16 protein-coding genes are annotated in these 19,040 nt (G+C 52.5%); 3 read left to right on the top strand and 13 right to left on the bottom strand.

The features are described from left to right. Positions 1–26: 26 nt before the first annotated feature. Together xseA and F3H13_RS16405 are read right to left on the bottom strand one after the other, a co-directional pair. Positions 27–1,400, bottom strand: coding sequence for an exodeoxyribonuclease VII large subunit (gene xseA, locus F3H13_RS12495; RefSeq protein ID WP_149799349.1), 1,374 nt, complete (start codon positions 1,398–1,400; stop codon positions 27–29). A gap of 197 nt (positions 1,401–1,597) precedes the next feature. After that, positions 1,598–3,388 (bottom strand): PGF-CTERM sorting domain-containing protein, encoded by a 1,791-nt coding sequence (locus tag F3H13_RS16405; RefSeq protein ID WP_223174421.1) that lies wholly within the window; start codon positions 3,386–3,388, stop codon positions 1,598–1,600. Between the two features lie 401 nt (positions 3,389–3,789). Between F3H13_RS16405 and F3H13_RS12505 the strand changes: the two genes are divergently transcribed. Together F3H13_RS12505 and F3H13_RS12510 are read left to right on the top strand one after the other, a co-directional pair. Beyond that, a complete protein-coding gene (locus tag F3H13_RS12505) occupies positions 3,790–4,989 on the top strand; it encodes a glycosyltransferase (RefSeq protein WP_223174423.1) in 1,200 nt (399 codons plus the stop codon). 132 nt (positions 4,990–5,121) lie between these two features. After that, entirely contained in the window at positions 5,122–5,919 is a 798-nt protein-coding gene (locus F3H13_RS12510) for a glycoside hydrolase family 16 protein (protein WP_188128064.1), read from the top strand. A gap of 158 nt (positions 5,920–6,077) precedes the next feature. Here F3H13_RS12510 and F3H13_RS12515 read toward each other — a convergent pair whose 3' ends face one another. From F3H13_RS12515 to F3H13_RS12555, 8 genes are all read right to left on the bottom strand, one after another. Beyond that, complete coding sequence (locus F3H13_RS12515) at positions 6,078–6,269, bottom strand: hypothetical protein (protein ID WP_149799351.1); 192 nt, start codon at positions 6,267–6,269, stop codon at positions 6,078–6,080. Positions 6,270–6,526: 257 nt separating this feature from the next. Continuing rightward, entirely contained in the window at positions 6,527–7,624 is a 1,098-nt protein-coding gene (locus F3H13_RS12520; RefSeq protein WP_149799352.1) for an HNH endonuclease, read from the bottom strand. Between the two features lie 126 nt (positions 7,625–7,750). After that, positions 7,751–8,410 (bottom strand): 3'-5' exonuclease family protein, encoded by a 660-nt coding sequence (locus tag F3H13_RS12525; RefSeq protein WP_149799353.1) that lies wholly within the window; start codon positions 8,408–8,410, stop codon positions 7,751–7,753. Continuing rightward, positions 8,410–9,354, bottom strand: a complete 945-nt coding sequence (locus tag F3H13_RS12530; RefSeq protein ID WP_149799354.1) for a hypothetical protein — start codon at positions 9,352–9,354, stop codon at positions 8,410–8,412. The genes F3H13_RS12525 and F3H13_RS12530 overlap by 1 nt, the downstream gene beginning before the upstream one ends. A gap of 595 nt (positions 9,355–9,949) precedes the next feature. Next, the gene (locus tag F3H13_RS12535; RefSeq protein ID WP_149799355.1) at positions 9,950–10,777 is read right to left on the bottom strand and encodes a hypothetical protein; all 828 of its coding nucleotides are present in this window, start codon (positions 10,775–10,777) and stop codon (positions 9,950–9,952) included. Further along, positions 10,777–11,697 carry a hypothetical protein gene (locus F3H13_RS12540; protein WP_149799356.1) on the bottom strand — a complete coding sequence of 307 codons (921 nt, stop codon included), beginning with the start codon at positions 11,695–11,697 and terminating at the stop codon, positions 10,777–10,779. The genes F3H13_RS12535 and F3H13_RS12540 overlap by 1 nt, the downstream gene beginning before the upstream one ends. Then, positions 11,697–12,293: a hypothetical protein gene (locus F3H13_RS12545; RefSeq protein WP_149799357.1), complete on the bottom strand. Its 597-nt coding sequence runs from the start codon at positions 12,291–12,293 to the stop codon at positions 11,697–11,699. Before F3H13_RS12545 ends, F3H13_RS12540 begins: the two co-directional genes overlap by 1 nt. Positions 12,294–12,751: 458 nt before the next feature. Next, positions 12,752–14,221, bottom strand: a complete 1,470-nt coding sequence (locus F3H13_RS12555) for an ATP-binding protein (RefSeq protein ID WP_149799359.1) — start codon at positions 14,219–14,221, stop codon at positions 12,752–12,754. 238 nt (positions 14,222–14,459) lie between these two features. Here F3H13_RS12555 and F3H13_RS12560 point away from each other — a divergent pair, with 238 nt between their 5' ends. Beyond that, entirely contained in the window at positions 14,460–15,482 is a 1,023-nt protein-coding gene (locus F3H13_RS12560; RefSeq protein WP_149799360.1) for a hypothetical protein, read from the top strand. A 1-nt stretch (position 15,483) separates the two neighbouring features. On the opposite strand, the gene F3H13_RS12565 is transcribed toward F3H13_RS12560, so the two are convergent. The 3 genes from F3H13_RS12565 to F3H13_RS12575 all read right to left on the bottom strand — a co-directional run bounded on the left by F3H13_RS12565 (position 15,484) and on the right by F3H13_RS12575 (position 19,015). Then, entirely contained in the window at positions 15,484–16,590 is a 1,107-nt protein-coding gene (locus F3H13_RS12565; RefSeq protein ID WP_149799361.1) for a hypothetical protein, read from the bottom strand. An 81-nt stretch (positions 16,591–16,671) separates the two neighbouring features. Further along, the gene (locus F3H13_RS12570; protein WP_149799362.1) at positions 16,672–17,079 is read right to left on the bottom strand and encodes a hypothetical protein; all 408 of its coding nucleotides are present in this window, start codon (positions 17,077–17,079) and stop codon (positions 16,672–16,674) included. Then, on the bottom strand, positions 17,072–19,015 hold the full coding sequence (locus F3H13_RS12575) for a chromosome segregation protein (protein ID WP_262488608.1): 1,944 nt from the start codon (positions 19,013–19,015) through the stop codon (positions 17,072–17,074). Before F3H13_RS12575 ends, F3H13_RS12570 begins: the two co-directional genes overlap by 8 nt. Positions 19,016–19,040 lie beyond the last annotated feature (25 nt).

The raw sequence follows: 19,040 nt of genomic DNA on the forward strand, positions 1-19,040 counted from the left end.
TGATTACCGCCCAGCCTTTTCAACCCTCAGAGAACACCCACGGCGAGTGCCAGCAACGTAAGCCCCAGCACGACAAGCAATACAATAACGGCAACTCGGAGGCGTCGAGCCTCACTCTGCCCGGCTTGTACGCGGGCGTCGGTTTCGATCTCGCGGTACCCATCCTCGATTCGAGCTTCGAGCGCCCCCAGCTCACGGGCAACGCGTGTCTGATACGCCGTGTCGATCCGCGATTCGAGCCCCGCTACTCGACGCTGCGCGGCCCGAACAGTCACCGCATCCGTCTCCACAGCATGTTCGAGGGCCTGGTACGCGTCATTCAGTTGGGTTTCGATCGCAGTCAGCCGCGACGTGACAAGCGCCTCGTACGCGACCGTGATCCGGTGTTCAAGATCAGCGGTGCGCTGCCGTGTCGCCTCCCGAGCCTGCGCTCGCTGTTGAAGCGTTTGGAGCCCAGCGTCAAGCCGTTGGGTGAGTGCCGCCACGCGGTCGGTGACGACCGAGGTGTAGGCACGATCCACTCGGTGTTCAATATCGGCGACGCGCTGGCGAACTGAAGCGAGGTCCGGGGCGACCGCCACACCAGCGTCGGTTGGCGTCATCGACCGGTGATCCGCTACCGCCTCCGCAAGTGTCTCGTCATCTTCGTGCCCAACCGCAACGACCGTCGGTGTCGCACAATCAGCGATCGCTCGAACGACCGGTTCCTCATTGAAACACCACAGATCCGCGTCAGCGCCCCCACCACGCGTCACCACAATCACATCGATTGCCGAGTCCTGCTCTAGTCGTCGCACCGCAGTAACGAGTGAGGCGACTGCGGCCTCGCCTTGGACTGTCGCGCCACAGACTGTGATCGGAACCCCCGGATGTCGCGCCCGGACCGCTTCCTCGAAGTCACGGCGAGCGGACCCAGACAGCGACGTCACAACCCCGATATGGCGCGGATACTCCGGGAGCCGTTGGGTCGCCTCCTCATCAAGCAATCCATCTTCCGCCAGCTCGGCCCGAAGCGCAGCGAGATTCTCTGACCGGTCTGACTCACCGACCGGCCAGAAGTTCTTCACCGCGAGCTGTGTGCGGCCATCATCGTGATAGAAATCAACGGTTGCGCGAACAATCGTCTCAGTTCCTTCCTCCAACTCATGGGTAACCGCCTCGCGCTGGTGGGCCCACATGATACACGAAATGGTAGCGTCGTCGTCTAAATCGCGCAAATCGAAGAACGTCCCGAAGTCATACCGGTTAATGTCTGAGACCTCACCGACGACATATGACGGAAGCCGATCCTGCGCCGCATCCAACACCGACCCAATCTCTGCGTTCAGATCCCCAACTGACCACACATTCCCTTCCGGAACTGATGGATCCTCTGGGCGCGGATCGTGCGTATCGGCCATCTGGTCTGCGGTTTCATCTCTCACGGCTTGAGTCTGGCTCTCTTCTGCAGATCTCTCTCGGAGTAGAGTTGCGTGTTCGCTGATGTAGTCAACTTAGGACCGCCCGGGTCTGCTGATGTTCTCTGGTGCTGGTAAGAACCGTTTGCTGAATGTAGAGCTTGTATACAGCATGAGCTGACTTTCCCGTCACAGCTATTTTAGTTGTTATTCGAGAGGCGTCGTTTGATCAAATACCCGACCCCTCCCACCGCTGCGAGTGCCTGTACGACCCCGAACCCAGGTTGTTCGTCAGCTGTCGCTTCATCTTGATCCATGGTTGAGTTATCTTCTTCAGAATCAGCATCTGTGGGAGCGTCTTGGGTATCCGTCTCAGTACTTTCCTCGTCATCTACCACAACTGGGTCTTCAATAGTTGTTCCATTCACACTCAGGATGAATTCTCCTGTCTCCTCAAACGTCGTTTCCAATTCAACAGTTTCTCTACTATTCGGATCTACCTGGACCTCCGTTGCTTCAACTTCGGTTCCATCAACAGCGAGAGAGATGGTTGTTGATGATCCGACATCAGTCCGATTTGTTGCCACTACGCTTACCGTTACAGTGTCTCCAACATGTGCTTCGCTAGCGAATTCCTGAAGGGCCACATGAACTAACTCGAAGTCTTCTTCGATCTGTTCTTTGTGGAACTCGACTGCCTCTACCCTGTATTCCCAATCTGGTGAGTGAGGTTGTCCCTCAAATGTCCTGAACGTCGCAGGAACGTCGAGATGATCGTACATTTCGCGGCTGGTTTCAAACCGTTCGTCAACCTGTAACGTCCCAAAAATCTCTTCGATCGCTTGGCTGATCTCTCGGTGATCGCCTCTGAATCGTTTGTAAGTATAATTATCGGGATCGTCAGGGTCTTGATCTTCACCACCGATCCACCGGAACTGCTCAATGTCCATCCACGCTTCTTTGTTGAACGCCTCTCCGGTGAGTTCTTCCAAATTCCCCGCTCCTATCGGAAATGGAACCGTTGTTCGTTCTGGGTCGCCATGAACTGGGAGGTCATCAGTGACCTCTTCGACCGGAAGGAAGGAGTATCCATTCGCACCAGCAGACAAAGCGTTGATATATTCCGGATGAAGTGGGGCGACTCTTTCGATAAAATCGGCAGCAGCGGATCCTCCGTCGTAATGGACTTGATCTGCTATCGTGAATATTCCTTCGTTAAGTCGGGATTGGGCATCCTCAATCATCGCTATGAATTGGCGATCAACACGCTCACGTCGCGGATCAGTGATCTCAATTTCGTGAGCTAAGGTCAACTCATGCGGCTCCAATCCGAGAAACCCTTCTGTCAATGTGAGAGGGACACTCACCACGGGACAGTTCATTGCATTAGCAATGCGCCCCGTCGTACCGCCATCAGGCCGTCGGGCCCCCTCGACCCGTTCTTCAAACTCACCCCAGGGAGACGCTGTAACCACCAGCGGCCGCTCCCGAGAGTCATTCACAGATTCTTCAATTGAACGGATATCTGGTGTATAGAGGAAATATGGGGAATGGAACCCGGCGTCAGGATCTGCTTCGATCTTTTGGACTCCCGGTTCAGTTCCATACGGGGGTCCAAAGGGGTTGGCACCGTCAACGGTCTCAGAAATACGAACCTCAGCGCTCACTGTATCATACGATTGGCCACCACCTATCGGGTACAGTGATGTCCTTACAGATTGAGACTCAGGGATAGGGTCATCGAGTTCAACCTCCCAGTTGGTGGATTCTGTTCCTGCCTCGATCTCCATCGCCTTATACACTGGTCGTTCATCCGTATCTTGAAATATCTGAAATACTCCGTCAACATCGGTTTCAAACGATTCTATTACGACAGATTCCCCATCCGATACTTGATCGGGAACTTCGATAGTAACGTTCGTGTCTTCTTCTTCTTGGGCCAGAGTTCGTTCGCTGAACCCGACGATACCTGCTGTAGAAATCCCTGTCATTTGGAGTATTCGTCGTCGCTGTACTTCGGTAGGTCGTGAATCCATTGTCATGTTGCTTCTTTTTGAAGACAAAAAAGTGAGGGGATGTCGAAGTTAGATCATCGGCTCTGTGGAAATCCTCAGCAAGTGATATGTTCTGTTCGGATTGCGGTCAATACAGGTTACACACTTACTGAGACCAGCAACTATTCCTTAGAAATCTGTCAGAAACGCGGTACAAGATACAGGGGGTGTAGTCATCATCAGCGACGAGGTCGTCATCGAAGGAAGCTCAATATTGGAGCTAATAACAATATCGTGTCCAATTCTGAACGAGTTTGCTTCGGCACATTCATACTTACTCATTAGTTACATTTGGTATATCCGTGTTCACACTTGTCGCACTAACTCTTGTTTGGAGTGTGTTCGTTCTGTACTCACTGTCTGTTCTATTTTGGCTATACGAAGTCCTCATTCTCGCTCGCAACCAGTTAGTCTCGTCTGATGAGCTGGTATACGGTCACGACGACGTACAGGTGCGGATATTGACGATTGGTGCTGAAGCCGTCGTTCAAGCAACAGTCAACTCGGTCCCAGATGGGGTCGATGATATTCGAGTTATTGCCGAAGAAGATATCCAAATTAGCGGGGCAACGGTACACGTAGTCCCTGATGAATTCGAGTGTAAGGCCCGACATAAGGGACGCGCGCTCGAATGGGCTCGTCGAAACGTTCCATGCTCTCATGAGTTTATTCTGTATTTAGACGAAGATACTATCGTTCAGCAATTCCGGGGCTTGCCCGACGCGGACGTTGTCCAAATCACCGAGATGCCGCTGTACACCGGCTCGTGGATCGCGTATTTATCGGAAACATTCCGTATCGGCTACCAGTACGAGCAACGTGCCTTCGGCCGGTTCAAATATCCACTCTACGCATGGGGCGGTGGGATTGCCATTCGAAAATCGTTAGAAGATGCGATTACGTGGGATACAGAGACGATCACAGAGGATACGAATTTTATTTGGCGCGCAGCGCAGACAGGCGAGCTTGATTTCCGGGTTCTCAATCTGAAGTTTCGGAATCAGGCTCCGCCATCGCTTCGCGGAATGTTTCGACAGCGGCGACGATGGTTCGCCGGCACCCAGAACTCTTCAGACTTGCTTCCACAAAAGTACCGTCTCTTTCTCGGCTTCCGGATGGTTGCGTGGTCGTTGTCTCCACTGATCCCCGTCATGTCGTTGCTGCTGTTTTTATTCCCGCAGTTTCTCCCACAACCGCTATTTTATCAATTCGGCTCATTGGCCATGTTTCTCGTCTTATTTGTGATCACGCTCGTCGGCGTGTTCGTGTATATCCGGCGCGAGCGGGTTCCACTGTTGGCTATCCCGTTGACGCCTCTGTTAGTCGTTTTAAATACTGTTGGCGCACTGTGGGGGTGGGTTTCTCCCGTACAGACTTTTGCTGTGACTGAAAAAGTCGCACCAAATACTGAGAAGGTCTCACCGGAAACGATAGAAGGCAAAAACCCGTGGCTTGAGGAAGGCGGTCTCAAAAACCACGATGGCGAAAAATTACTTATTGAAGACGGTGGTTTTGAGGATGTAGTGTTCGATGATTAATTGGTAGCATGGATCAAATACCATCGGTCAAAATTACAGATGGTGGAATCAGATCAGTTTCGGCGAAGAGATGTACTCGCTACCGTCGGAGCTGTGAGTCTCACTGGCTGTCTCAGTTCTGGGTTTGACGAGATGCTCTCACAGGATTCACAATCTGGTGGCGGTCTAGATGGGGAGTGGCAACTCGTCGTCGACGAACAGTGGGGGTCATTTGATACGGATCGATGGGGAGTCGGGTTCATTGACCCTGAAGAGTGGATCCCAAATGATGATGCAACGGTGAGTGCGGACAACGTGACAATCAACGACGGGATATGTGAGCTGACAATCGAATCTCAAGGAACTGGCCCGAGTGGTTGTTCTCAAGGTGTGATTAATTCAAGTACCGGCGGGGAGCCTCATCACCCGACAGAGGGTATTCCGATCGACCCAACAGTAGGGCAGTACGTTGAAGCACGACTCAAACTCCCCGGGAGAACCGGCATCTTGCCTGCTTTTTGGATGCAGCCCGCAAATATGAATTGGCCACCGGAGATTGACATTATTGAATTGTTCCAACCGGGAGAGAATCCGGAATCCGAACGCCAGCAACTTCACGTGAATGTTCACTGGAGCGAGTCGGGAGAGCCAAATGATAGGGAGACCCACACGGATAACCCGTTCTCAATGGATAGTGGCACCGATCTCACTGAGAGTTTCAATACGTACGGTTGTGCGCTGTTTGAGGACCGAGTCGAATGGTACTTCAACGGAAACCATGTGGTGACGCGTTCAACGCCACCAGCGATGGTCCAATCACTGACTGCTCCTGAGACCCGTCCGTTCGGGCTAATTTTCTCAAACCACGTTAATCGGGTCGGCCAAGCAAATCTTAATGAGCGATGGACGGAACGCCTCGCTATCGATTGGGTTCGGGTATGGGAGCGATAATTGGCCGGACGGAGGACTCGAATTGAACTGGTTCACCGCCATCCATTACACCCTCGAACAGTACATCAACTAGTTGCTAATCTACAGATGAGCGGCTTTGTTAAAATCCCATTCATCAGACACAAAATAGGATGAAACAGCCGGTCGCTGAAGAGTGCTTACACCGCAGTCAGTTGGTCTCGTTTTGTGTAGACAATGAGGGCGATGTAACCACCAAAAACTGTGTGTGCGGCATACAGCGTATTTCTCTCAATCATGCCGGAATACCGTGTGACTGCTAAGACAAAGAATACGCCATATAGGAGACAAGGGAGCGTAATGTATACTGAAATAGCCTTCTTCGGGGTCATGTTGCTTCGTTTTCAACAACAGTATTAAAACCGTCAGATACGGGTGATTTCCACTTCGTCTGTACTGAGCGATCACTCTCTCCCGTAGACCGGCCTCGGTTCGTACCACATTCGCGCCCTGTATCTCGCACAGGTACCAGATCAAGTCGTTCATCAGTCAAATTTCGCAATTGTCGGTATCGTTACCTAGAAACACGCCCCACACAAGCTCCCCGCGTCACCACGACCACACCATAAAAAAGCCGCCCGAAAGCGGGTTACGCCTCGACGTCGTCGTCCCGCAACGCCTCAAGCGCCTCCTCTAACAGCATTTGAACGCTCTCCGCAGCAGCCTCTCCACGTGTCTCGTCCTGCTCCGCCTCACCCACTGGTTCATCCGCATCTGACACGATCTCCGCGGCAGACTCGTCATCCTCATCGGCAGTCACCTCGCTTGCCCGCGCCGCCGCGTTCCGTATCACCTCTGCTTCGTCCGGTCCTCTCGCTGCCGTCGACGAGTCCTCCTCATCCGACCCGTCCTTCGAGACCCGCGGCCGACCGCCCCTGCTGAACGCGTCGAGCGGGAAGTCATACATTTTCGAGCGCTTCTCCTTGTAGAATGTGCCGCGCCGCGAGACATCGAAGACCTCCATCACTGTCTGGCGGTCACACCCCCGATCGAGCGCCCGCCGTACGAGCTCGTCTTCTGTCCGTTGGACGAGCAGTTTGGGATCGTCTGGGATGTGGCCGCGAGCGGTCGTCACGATATCATCGAGTAAACCCCACTCTTGGGTGGCGATATCTTTTGTCACAAGCGGCTCTGTCCGCTCAGTCACTTCATTATCGAGTCCGCCCAAATGCCACAACCGCTCTCGAACAGCCGTGCGGGTCATCTCAACTGTTAATTTGTCCACAATCTCCTTTGTGCGGAGTGGGCCGTTGTCATAGAGGATCCGCAAAATCTCGTACTCGTGGGACTTCAATTCCTTGTCATCGGCCTCCGTCAGCCGGATGGGTATATCGCTGGGCGTCGATCTCATGTGATGCCACGAGTGGCAACTCCGACACAACGTGAGGAGGTTCGCTGGGTCGTGTTCGTCGAAATCATCCGGATCCCGATCTGCGTGGTGGACCTCGAGGTCGGCCAGGCCGCCAGCGGCTGGCGCTTTCGCGTTACATGCCCGGCAGCGATACCGATCGCGTTGTAGCACTTTCTTCTGCGTTGCCTGATCCACCGTTTCGTTCCGCTCCGCGCCCGAGCCCATCGATGCCGTCTCTAACTGGTCCGATGGCGTCTCGGCATCGGCTGGCTCCTCGTCCGCTGTTGGTTCGTCGTCTGTTCCGTCAGCCGTGTCCTCGTCTTCTGAATCTCTCATGTATATCGTTCTGTGTCCGGCTTCGCACGCACTGTGACCGCCAGCATCGCTCATCCTCCTGGTGTATCGCTTCAATCAGCAGCCCCGCTGCTGGGGAACGCGCCGCAACCGCTCACCGAGCCAGACTCACGCGTCTCGTGTCGGTGAGAGCGATTTCACGTTGAACTCCGCCTTCCCGCAGTACCGCTCAGCAACCCGGCCGAGCGCCTGCGTCCGCAGGATATCCGCTACGTTATGTAGGACGAGCTCGTCGAATCGCCCCTCCTCGAAGGCGGTCACCGCCACCGCACTGTCCGCGAACGGATCGATATCACTGTGGGACCCGTCGCCGAGCAGCTCGTACACAGCCGCCAACCCCCGCTGTTCCTCACCGTCAACCGTCGTGTTGAACCGATCCGAAACCACCGGCAACACGTCCGCGTACGCCACATCGAATGGCCACGCCATCTCACAGGCCGCGTACCGACTCCGCAGAAACGGCAGATCGAAGCCACCGCTCCACACCTCACCGTTGAACGCGATGAGAAGCGTTTCGGCGTCCTGTATCCGATCTCTGACGAACGTCGCCACAGCCGCCAGCAGCGCGGCCTCATCGGTGTGTGTCGAGACGTTCACGAGTGTCTCCGACAGCCGCGCTTTCACGCTGGCCTCGACGTCACCGGCTGTCCGCCCGGCAGTTTGGACGAACACCTGAACCCCCATCGGCATCGCAAACCCGACGACAGTTACCTCATCGTCGACGTCGAAGCCGGTCGTCTCGATATCGAAGGCTACCTGCTCGAGCATTACCTCACCTCACCCCGCCCCGGCACACGATCGTGGCTGGCCGGTCGCACCCGCAGTTCACCGAAACCGAACCGCGCGTGTGTCCCGATTCGCAACACGCCATTTTTCGCCGTCTGTATTGGGTCGCTTCCGGCGTAGCCAACGAGTTGTCCGTGGTCGACCGTCGCTAGTTCGTATACAGATTCCCCAACGAGTCGCTCCTCCCGGCGACGTAACCGGCGGTCTCGCGTTGGCGCATCGCTCCCCAGGCCCGTCACCGACGTGTCCCACCACCAGGGCACTGACTGAGTGTCCGCGTCCGGGGCCTCACTTTGGAGGACATAGGGCGTCACCAGCTCGATCGTGTACTGGTCGTAGCCTCGCAACCCATCGAACGACAGTGCGTCGAGCTCGACGACTTGTGAGTCCACGAGCGACACTTCCCCGAACCCGTAGTTCCGATTGCCACCCAGCTGAATCCCATCGAACACAGTCTCCTCAAGCGGCAGCACGCCTTCGCGCTCGCTGTGGAGATACGCGTGGACGTACCATTCCACTCGGCGTTTCGAGTTCCGCTGGTGCTCGGGCACGCCGAAGAACGATTCCGGCGCGACTGTGAGCCGCCCGCCATGCGACTGGCGATCCATCGTGTTCTGCGCATCGCGCGGCCGCGACGCCTGTAGCCACCGCTGGGCCGCATCCCGAAACAGGAACAGGTCCTCGTACGACTCAACCGGTGGAAGCGACCCGCCGAGTTTGCCGGCGTACCCATTTTGTGAGTGTGCCTCCGGGTAGGAGCCGTACTCTGACGGCGCGAACATCGCATGGCTCACCTGTAGTTCGCGTCGCGTCCGGTCGTCGACGTCTGCCGCGACCGCCTTAAACAGCGCGTTGCCCGACACGTGGTACGGCCGTCCCGCATACGGGGTCGACAGTTCGAACACCAGCTGTTGGATCGTCGTCACGCCACACCCCCGCCGCTTCGAGTGGAGATTGTAACACGTTCACGTACCACACGGTCGGTAGCTGTGGTGGATCGACCTGCCCACAGCAGGCAGTCACGATCGGTTGGGGCGTACAGTAGCGTGGCCCCCCATCGGTACGCACGCACCGGTCCGACATGCTGGCTCGCAGCGCGTCCCGCGTATTCACGGCCCGACCATTCCGCTGGGGCGCTGGGGTGTGAGTTCGCTTGGCTTCGCCCGAGTGTGAGATGGTCTGCGCCCCCAGCTGTCGTCGGAGTTCGTCGAGCCGGCAGTGTTGCGGGCGCTCCCGGGCGGGCCAGCGGATGTCGACGCCCACCCACTAGCGACGCCGGCGGACCGGCAGCCCGACTCACAGACTCACCGCTTGACCATATCGGACAGTCTGTCGTGTCTGGCGTCCCAGCCGTGGCGTGCTCGGGCGTTGACGGTGCGTGCGCTCCCGGGCAGGCCGGCAGTCGTCGAGACCCACTCACTAGCGACGCCGGCGGACAGGCAGTCCGACCCACGGGCTCACTGCCCGACCATATCGCATGGGTGGGGTCGGCGGTCCGCCAGTCACGATCGTGTCGGCGGGTCATCCGCTCACCTCCACTGTGCCGCGCCTGTCCTTGGCGACAGCATCCTCGATATACTGTAGCGCCGTCGACCACGACCTGATTCGTCGCAACTGCGCATCCACGTGACGCCACCACTGCGCTTCACGGCCCAAGGGCGACCCAGACACTCGGTTCCATACATCAGCAAACGATTCAACCGGGGCTGGGCCGATCCACGCCGCTGGTCCGTCTGGTGACGCTGACAGCCGCATCGTCATCGCCTCCGTCCACAACACCGTTCGGTGTGGCACCACGCAGTCCGCGTCGAGTGCTGCCTGCTGTCTCGCTTTTCGATCCGCGTTCCGAGGTGGTGATTCCGACGTCGGCTCGGCAACCAAGTACAGGTCGTCAAATGTGTGGCCCGCCCGATATGCGTCGAGCAACGCGGCCACCAGCAACACGTGGTACTTGAGTGACGAGTATGGGAGATACACCGACTCGTTCACTAACGCTGCAGTCTCGCTCGTCAACCACGCTGCGTGGAGTTCGTCTGGGGAGCCATCGATCAACGGCTCAATTGCGGTTTCTTGTACGGGAACCGCCCCCGTTTCGAGCACCGAGCCCGTCAGCAGCGACAGCCGGGCCGGCGACGAATGATTCGCTACCGTTTGTTCGGGTTCACCGTCCGGTCGGCTCAGTAACGCCGCATCTCGATCCGTCTGCATCGGGACTGAGTCGTTCACCGGCACTTCGAACAGCTCGTCACGTCCCGACCCGTGCTGGCGACCGCGAAGTTTGTGGACGTCATGTCGGTACGCGATCGCCATGTCTACGTTCGCGGCCTCATCCGTTGCCGCCGGGGGCATTATGTCGCCCCCGCATCGCCGTTAACCCGCTCTTGGAGCGGCACCACGAACTGCTGGCGCACCGACTCTCGCCACAGGTCATCCTTCCACGCCATCCCCGACGTCGCGTCTTGGGCGCGATTGTACACTCGCTTGATCTCGGCATCCGTGTACAGCGGGTTGATGATACGCGCATCAACCATGCCCGCCCCGAAATTCCGCGCCCCACCGAGCTGCAACTCGAACTCATCGCTATGCGCGTCGAGGTAATCGACCGCCTCAACCAGGAGCCCGACGTACTCCGGTTTCAGCTCTCGCAGCGAGAGTTTCCACGTCCCCACCAGGTTGCCGACGACGTCTCGGGACGCCATCCGCAGTGGTTGCCCGTCGTCCTCGCTGTTCCGCGACCGCACCTGCGTGTTTAGCTGGCGGTAGTGCGCTTCCGCTTCGCCTTGCAAGACGTCGACTTGCCGGCGAATCGGCGAGAACCGGAGTGGTCGGCGCACCAGTCGCCCCGCCCGGTCGTTGAATCCGCCAAAGAGGTCGTAGATTACGCAGCCGGCGTCCCCATCGACGCACGAGCCTTTCTCGTGGTACCCGGCGTCGAGGTCGCGCTCGTACACGTCCTCAAGCATGTAATCCCCGTTTGCTGCGCCCGGATGGCACGCCGTGCCGCCCGCGACCTGTATCACGCGTTCACAGCCGTGACGGAGCCAGCCGGAGAGTGGGAACGGAGACACCATCCCGCCGATTTGGTTTTGTGGGTCGTCCGCTTCGTACCGGTCCGCCGAGGCATGGTGGCGGTCCGTCACGATCCCATCGCCCGGTGCGAGCAGCGGGATTTCGAGCCCCACATACAGGTCCGGGAGTGTGAGGTTCTCGATGTCCTCTGGGAGTGACATCTCGTGGTCGAGGTGCGATGTCTCGAATTCGGGGGGCATTACTCCTCACCCCCTTGGTTGGTCGCGTGTTGGTGGGTCTGCTCGTTGTGTTCGGCCTGGTGTGTTCCGTCTCTCTGGGAGTAATCAGCCGTGTGCTCAGTAGTCCCTTCAAGTTGCGTGGACCCGCGCTCGTGGATGTCTTCGAACGGTTGTGTCGGGTCAGCCTCGGTGGCCTGGTGCGTGTGGAGAGGGTCGCTCTCGCGTGTCGTTTCCTCACCGATCGTGTAGGCGTCGGTCGACGTCGGTCGGCTCGCCACGATTGGTTCCGGCGCGAGGAGCACCAGCCAGGATGACTGGGTCGCCACATCGGTACACAGGCCAATTCGGCCTGTCACGACGAGTTCGTGGACGCCCCTCATGAACTCTGTCGGGTGCGCGTGCTCGTCCGCCCGGCACATCACGTATCCAATTTCAAAAATGGGGTTGCCAGCCGCCCGGAAGGCATACGCGGTCAGCTCGTCGCCTTCCCGGAGCTCACGGCCGCAGATTTGACATGCTGCCGGCCCTTCCCCGAGCGCAATATATTGTATTTTTGATATATCTTCAATTAGCTCATCACCGGTACCGTCTTCAGTTTGCGGATTGTTGTGTTCCATGGCTATCTCACAGCCCGTGAGAAGCCTGGTCCGAGTGTTCCTGCACTCGGGCGTTTTCGTACGCCCCTAGAGACCAGACCTCTTCACCATCACCTACACTATGTAATGGTATAAACCTTCGCCATCTCTTATGGAGGTGATGGACCAAGTCAAACCAACCAATAAATAAGATGTGTACGCTAAACAACTCCTGTGCCGGGCAAAGATCGTGAAGAAGAATCTGGGAAATACACCACTAGCTATCAAGATTCTGAATTTATACATGCTATCAAGCAACTTGATGGTCTGGGTGGGACCTCCGAAATAGCGGACACAGTTGGGTGTACAAGGCGAACAGCATACACCCGGTTACAGAAACTAGAAAATGAAAATCAGGTGACCAGCCGTAAGATCGGAAATTCGTTAGTGTGGAGTGTTTCTGACTGATTTTAGAGTTGTAAAATCTGTATTATTCTAGCTTATTCATCCGGATAATCAACCCCCTCATTTTGCCAAGTCTTTTTGACGAAATTATACTCATTTCCTTCATTATCTGTCTTTGAGTTGAGTTCCTCTAGCAAAATTTCAACACCAGGTGAAAATTCTGAAGCAATAAGTACACCTGTATCTGGGGGATTACCGTCGGCTGTAGCACCGTCCCAATACATCAGTAACTGGTAGACACTCTGAGCACCCGCAGTATTCTTTTTCGCTTCATAAATGGTAACCTCGTGACCATCAAAGACGTAGAGATCAACAGGTACCGGAGAGTCAATCGTGTCATAGACTTCAAATTCTGTCTCTACACGTGATGTCTGCGGCAAGTGTGTCTCTTTCTTATCTGAAAGCTCTCGAACCAATTCTTTTTCTGAAATTGAACCAGTCAATTTCTTTTGCGGTTGAGGGTGGATATTTCGAATCCACTCAAACAGCTGTTCAAGCTTTTCGTCCCCACTTCTAATACCATTTTTAGCGGTTCTTGTTGTCGGGAGCCGTTCTAATCTATCACTTTTAAGATTGATTATCGCAAGGAAGTGGTTATACAGGTTGTGGCGTTCTTTACGCCAAATTTCCGGAAATAAATTTGTAGCTAACACTCGCCCATTAACTCGGATTTCTACCCCAGATGTCGACATATTTCTTTGATAATATTTTGCGTAGTCACTCTCCTTCATCTCACCAAATTCGTACTCGACTTCAACTTGTCCACCTCCCAGATCGAGAGTTTCTGTACCAACCTTTGGATCATAGTAACCCTCCCAAATCGGCTCAACAGCTTCTACGCGCTTATTCTGCCCATCAAATTGTAATGATATACTAACACGTCCGTCTTGAATAACGCCCGCATATGTATGACCGAGATCTTCTCTGAGGTACTCAATACACCGGCTGAACCCGGCACTACCACGAACACCCTGTTGGATTGTGTTGAAGAAGCTCATAGACGACGTAAACCGGATAAAGGTCCCAGATCCGTTGAATTGTCCGGGCCAGGTTTCATTTCCGGTAGATGACGTTTGGGATGAGAGATTGAAATGGTAAGGAGAGGTCACCTTCCTAAATTGTCCATCATCAAATTCTTCCTCAGTCCTAGTGTATATCTCCCAAGAGTTATTATCCGGATCTGCGGAAGCTAATGCGTGTTTTAGGCCGAATCCATGCTCGTTTAGCGGAGCATCACCTACACTTCGATCTCCCAGTCGGAGTGCCGGCTCGAAATCGACAATCCCCGTGCCTGTATCCTCTATCCCGACAATAACTTCATCTTCGTTGACTTTGTCAAAGGTGACAACCACTTGTGTTCCTGTTGTCTCATTACCCTCAAAATTAGCAACGCTATTATCAACAAATTCACAAATAACTTGCGTGAAGGAATCAAAATGGCCTCCAATACCTTCCCACAGCTGTTGCTCATCAGGAGTTACATCTAAGCCGGTTTGACTTGGCATAGATTGATGCTGAACTTATCATTACTTTATTTTATTGATAGAGGAATACAGATAATATATTCTCGAATTATGGCATAGCAGAATTAATTTAGTGGATATATTTTTAACTGATAAGATACTTGATGTGATATGAACCGGAGTTGAGTTCTCTAATCAAACCATCTCCGAACCTAGTCTAGTATCAAGGTTGATTTCAGCTCAGAAAGAATAACATAGCAACACAGTATTTGTTAGTAATATGGAACAGACCGAGAACGGTCTCCCGTTAGATTATATTGGGGGCTTGTTGGACATGTGTAGTCGAATATCATATAATTTGGAATTACCCGAATCGCCAGAAGAATCTCCCTATGCTCGGAAAGATCTCAGTGTGTCCGTTGATCATGATGAGATACGAGCTGGCCTTCTAGAGGAGTACTTTGAATCAATTGGCATCCAAACCCGATTTCGTGAGGGTAGCTCCTATCGAACTAATATTCGTAAAAATGAAGACTTTGAGCGATTGGAATCCTCATTAGACGGCCACTCTATAGAGCTAATGAGAGGTCTGAAATTTTTTAATAATAGGAAATTCACTAACGATGACGTAACTAAGAACGATGAATCTGTACTCCGTCTAGCAAAAACGATGCTTGATATTAGACCTGCCAAACGGTCCTCAGACTTGTTGAAATTCTCACCTCGTGAGCTGGCCAGGCAGTTGAGTGTTTTTGAGGAAGACGTCAATTCCTTTGATATTCCATCGATGTCCAATGATGGAACACTCAGTACCGAATATATCGGTGGAGTATTTGATGCCTGCGGCAGGCACAATCTAATTGTTTCTAAACAATCTACGTACGATATTGGATACTCGATACATCCGAAAATCTCTGTGAACAGAGCTTCTCTCCACCCGGTTACTGTGTCACTCATTCAGGACACGTTCACCCAGTATAATGTTCCGCACAATAACAACTCACAATCAGATGTCTACTCACTTAATATAGGTATACATGGTTCAGATCGGATTAGAAAGTTCTTCAAAGAATTCGGTGACGGAATACATGTTTTGCTACCAGAAATGGAGATATTCAATAGAGAGATACTACCTCGATTTGACGAAGGTCTTCACCAAACCAAGCAGGGCCTGTTTGACATTTTATATATTGCAGAAGTAGAACTAGACTTGTTTAAACGTGAGAGAAAATACGATCTATCATATTTCGCTGAAAAGTGGAATACTGAAGTCGACACTTATGATTATAACTCAGATCAATGATCTAATCTTTCAATTCGTGTCGTAACCGGTCGTCTGCATCGGTGGTTAGGCTAACATCATATTCTTTTTCAATTTCTAAGATTCGATTGATATGAGTCCTTGCAGCTTCAAGTTCGCCACGTTGTTTGTATACACGCGCTTTGCGCCGGTTAACCTTCGCTAGTAACTTTTTGCCAGCAAACCACGGCAAGACATCTTCTGCATAGGATTCAGCAATTCCGAGATGGTCGAAAAACTCCGTAATTTGACCTTGACCACGGTACTCCTTTCCTAGACGATAATGTGCGTCGCTTAGTTGAGCGGCGACTGCTTTGGAGTGTGGGTCTGAAAACTGTTCATGTGCGTGTTCAAGGACTTCGATTATTGATTTGAGGCGTTTACTGTCTGTGACATGTGCAAGTGACCCATCATCGAAGACTTCTGCCACTCGTTTGCGGACATAGTCTGATGATGCCCCAGTATACTGTTGGCATAGCTCTGGCACAGCTATGCCCCAATCAGTTGTATTATCTAAATCAAATGACTCGATGTATTGAATTCTTTTAGCGTCATCACTTAAAGAGTAGATTTCTCCTGTAAGACCTATGCTATACTCGATTATTGGGGGTTCGTCACGAGCGCGGAGGTAGACTCGGTCATTTTCACCAGGCTTTGTCACAGGGATCAGTCGATCGCCAAACAGAGCCGAATGCTGTGCCTGTAGTGAGAAATCAGTCGAATCGTATATATCCACCTTCCCATCGTAATTTGTTATAGCAAATGTCGTCCCGTCCGGGGTGATAGCGACAAGTGGTGCGGAGTATTCCACATTGAACGAACGAGAGGTTCGATTAGGAATATCTAATAGATGAATCTCTGAGTTTGTTCGTTGTCCGTATTTTATCCAATCGGCGATGATCGCAGTTCCATCCGGTGTAAGATCGCCTGCGTTTGGGGCACCGAGAGTCATCTCGTAAACAACGGATTCGTTTTGATAACAGACGAGTCGATCCATATCCTCATCGAAGTCAGGAAAAACGATGACAGACCACCCATTGCTTGTGCTCAAAAGACGTCCGGAGGTCTCTTCGCCCTGATATTCGACTGTTTTCCATTCGAAGGATGTCATTGTAGGTTTCGGACTTTGGTTGGTAGGATAATTTACTCCACCACACTGTAGCTTCGACTCGAAAGTATTCTACAGCGGTAATTAGGTATCCGCGAGGTCCATCACATCATCAGTTAGTTCAATAAATAGATCTCCTGTTCCAACGTACTTTTGATAGAGACGTTCTATGCCACCATTTGCGTACTCGCGCGAAATCGTGTCAATAGCACTGCCGTCGTCCAAGACCTCGTGGTCCTCTTGTTCTTTGACAGCGATTGATTTGAGAATCCAATCCTGTGAATCACTCAATTGGTTCCATTGGAAAAGCGCATGACCCGCGCTGTCCATTTCAGTACGTAGACCTTGGTCAAACCCGTAGGCAGCGGCGTACACGAATAATTCGTTACTTTCCCAATCACGGAATGGAGAATCGCTACTCTCAGTCAATTCCTCAAACTTGGGCCGTTTTTCATCTGGGATTCGTGCGTCACGAGGGCGTCCATCACTCATACGACGTCACCTCTGTGGTGCCGTCTGCGTAGTGTAACTGATATTCATTTGCGACTCGGTGTTTCATTAACCCCTGAACTTCATCTGTGTACTCTTCGTCGGTCATTAGGAATGTCATTTGTGTGTCCTCAAGATAATCCGGTAGATTCTGAGCGATGAGCTTTTTTGGGTTGCCTGAAATACGACCTAATGGTGTGTCTATTACAATTGGGGCCGTAAATCCACTTATATCAGATAAGGCAGCCATGAACGAAAGGGCAAGTACCTGTTTCTCGCCGGCTGAAAGCGACCCAATTCGATTATCCGGTGAGTCAGGCCCTTGAACCTCAACGCTGTAATCCTCGTCGAGCGAGATTGTGTATTTGTCATCTTTCCAAATCAGATCATTAAAGTATTTATTAAGATTCTCTTCTGTTTCGGTCCTTATCTGACTGAGAATCTTTTCTTTAATATTTTTCATATCGTCAACTGCCCGGGTTGCAAAGTCTTTTTGTGTAACAATATCTGAGTGGCGATCTTCTTTTCGAAGTTCCTCGTCAAGTTGACTCTCAGCAGATCTAATATCCTTATTCTTGTCTTCAATTTTCGCATCCTGGCGTCCGATTTCTTGGATGAGATCCTCTTTATCTTCCTCTAAGTCATCTAGTTGTGAAGTAAGCTCACCAACATCAACATCGTCAGGGATGTCTGTACCTTTGAGCTTGTTTTTCACTTCTGAGAGATCCTGATCTTTCGATTCAAGCTTCTCCTTCAGCTCATGAAGCCGACGACGATACTCCCGTATCGTTTCAGCTCCTTGATTTCCATCTTGTATGATATGTGGTATTTCAGTCTTTCCCTCCACATTATCTGTCGATACGTTAGACATGGTGCTCTTCAGTTCTTTGAGGTGTTCATGCGTCTCACCGCCTTCTGTAATGTCTGCACCACAGATACATTCACCCTGCTCAATTAGCTCATCAATAAACCAATCTTGGATCTTAGGTGGAAGTTTTCCTTTACTTTCGAGCGTTTTGAGCTGGTCAACAGTATAATCAAGCGCATCCATGGCGTAGACAGCTGGCCCGGCTTGTCGAAGCTCATTTAGAATGTCTTGCTTCGTTGTTTCTATTCGAGAATCGAAGTCGTCGATATCTTCTCGAAGATCATCACGTTGTTGAATTAGATCTTGGACCCCCTGATCGCTCGCACCTCGAAGCTTCTTTTCTAAACGTGCAATTTCGTTTTCCACTTCGGTCTTTTCTGTCTCAAGTGTGGCCTTTTTACCTTCTAAATTCGACAGTTCGTTTTCGAGGGTTTCGATCCGCTCCTGAATCTCCGCAGCCTCACCTTCCACATTTTTAGCCTTACGTTGTATCTCGTCTCGGACCTTCTCAACGTGATCAATACCGCTGTTTAAAACTCCAATATGTGAAACGTCAATAATTCCATTTCTGACCCTGTCCTTATACCCGCCTTCGAAAAACTCGGTGAGAGCCTCACCGTCAAATATGAAGTAGTCTCGAACCTCGGCCGGGAGCAGTTGGTTGAGAGTTGTCTGTGGGTCGGTTACGATTTCGTACTGGTTTCCAACCCGTCGGCTAAGCTCGATATCGTACGTCTGGTCGTTGTGCCCGTTTGGGACTTTAAACGTCTCAAATTCGCGTTTGAAGATGTAATCTGGGTTGTCTTCCCCAAGATGAACTTCGACGTATCCACGTGCAGAATCCCCTGTAGAGAGTCCTTCAACAACTGATTCAGAAACGTACGATAGGGTTTCAAGCTCCTCACCTGTCGCCTCCTGATGAATCTCCTCATCATAGAAACACAGGGTTATTGCATTGAGAATATTTGATTTACCAGCTCCATTTTGCCCTTCGATAATGTTGACATTTTTCTCCGGGGTAGTGCGGAGGTCGATTGTGGTTTCACCCTCGTACTGCCGGTAATTCTTCAAATGTAATTCCAATATCTGAACCATA

This window comes from Halorubrum xinjiangense (assembly GCF_900102375.1).
Lineage (GTDB): Archaea > Halobacteriota > Halobacteria > Halobacteriales > Haloferacaceae > Halorubrum > Halorubrum xinjiangense.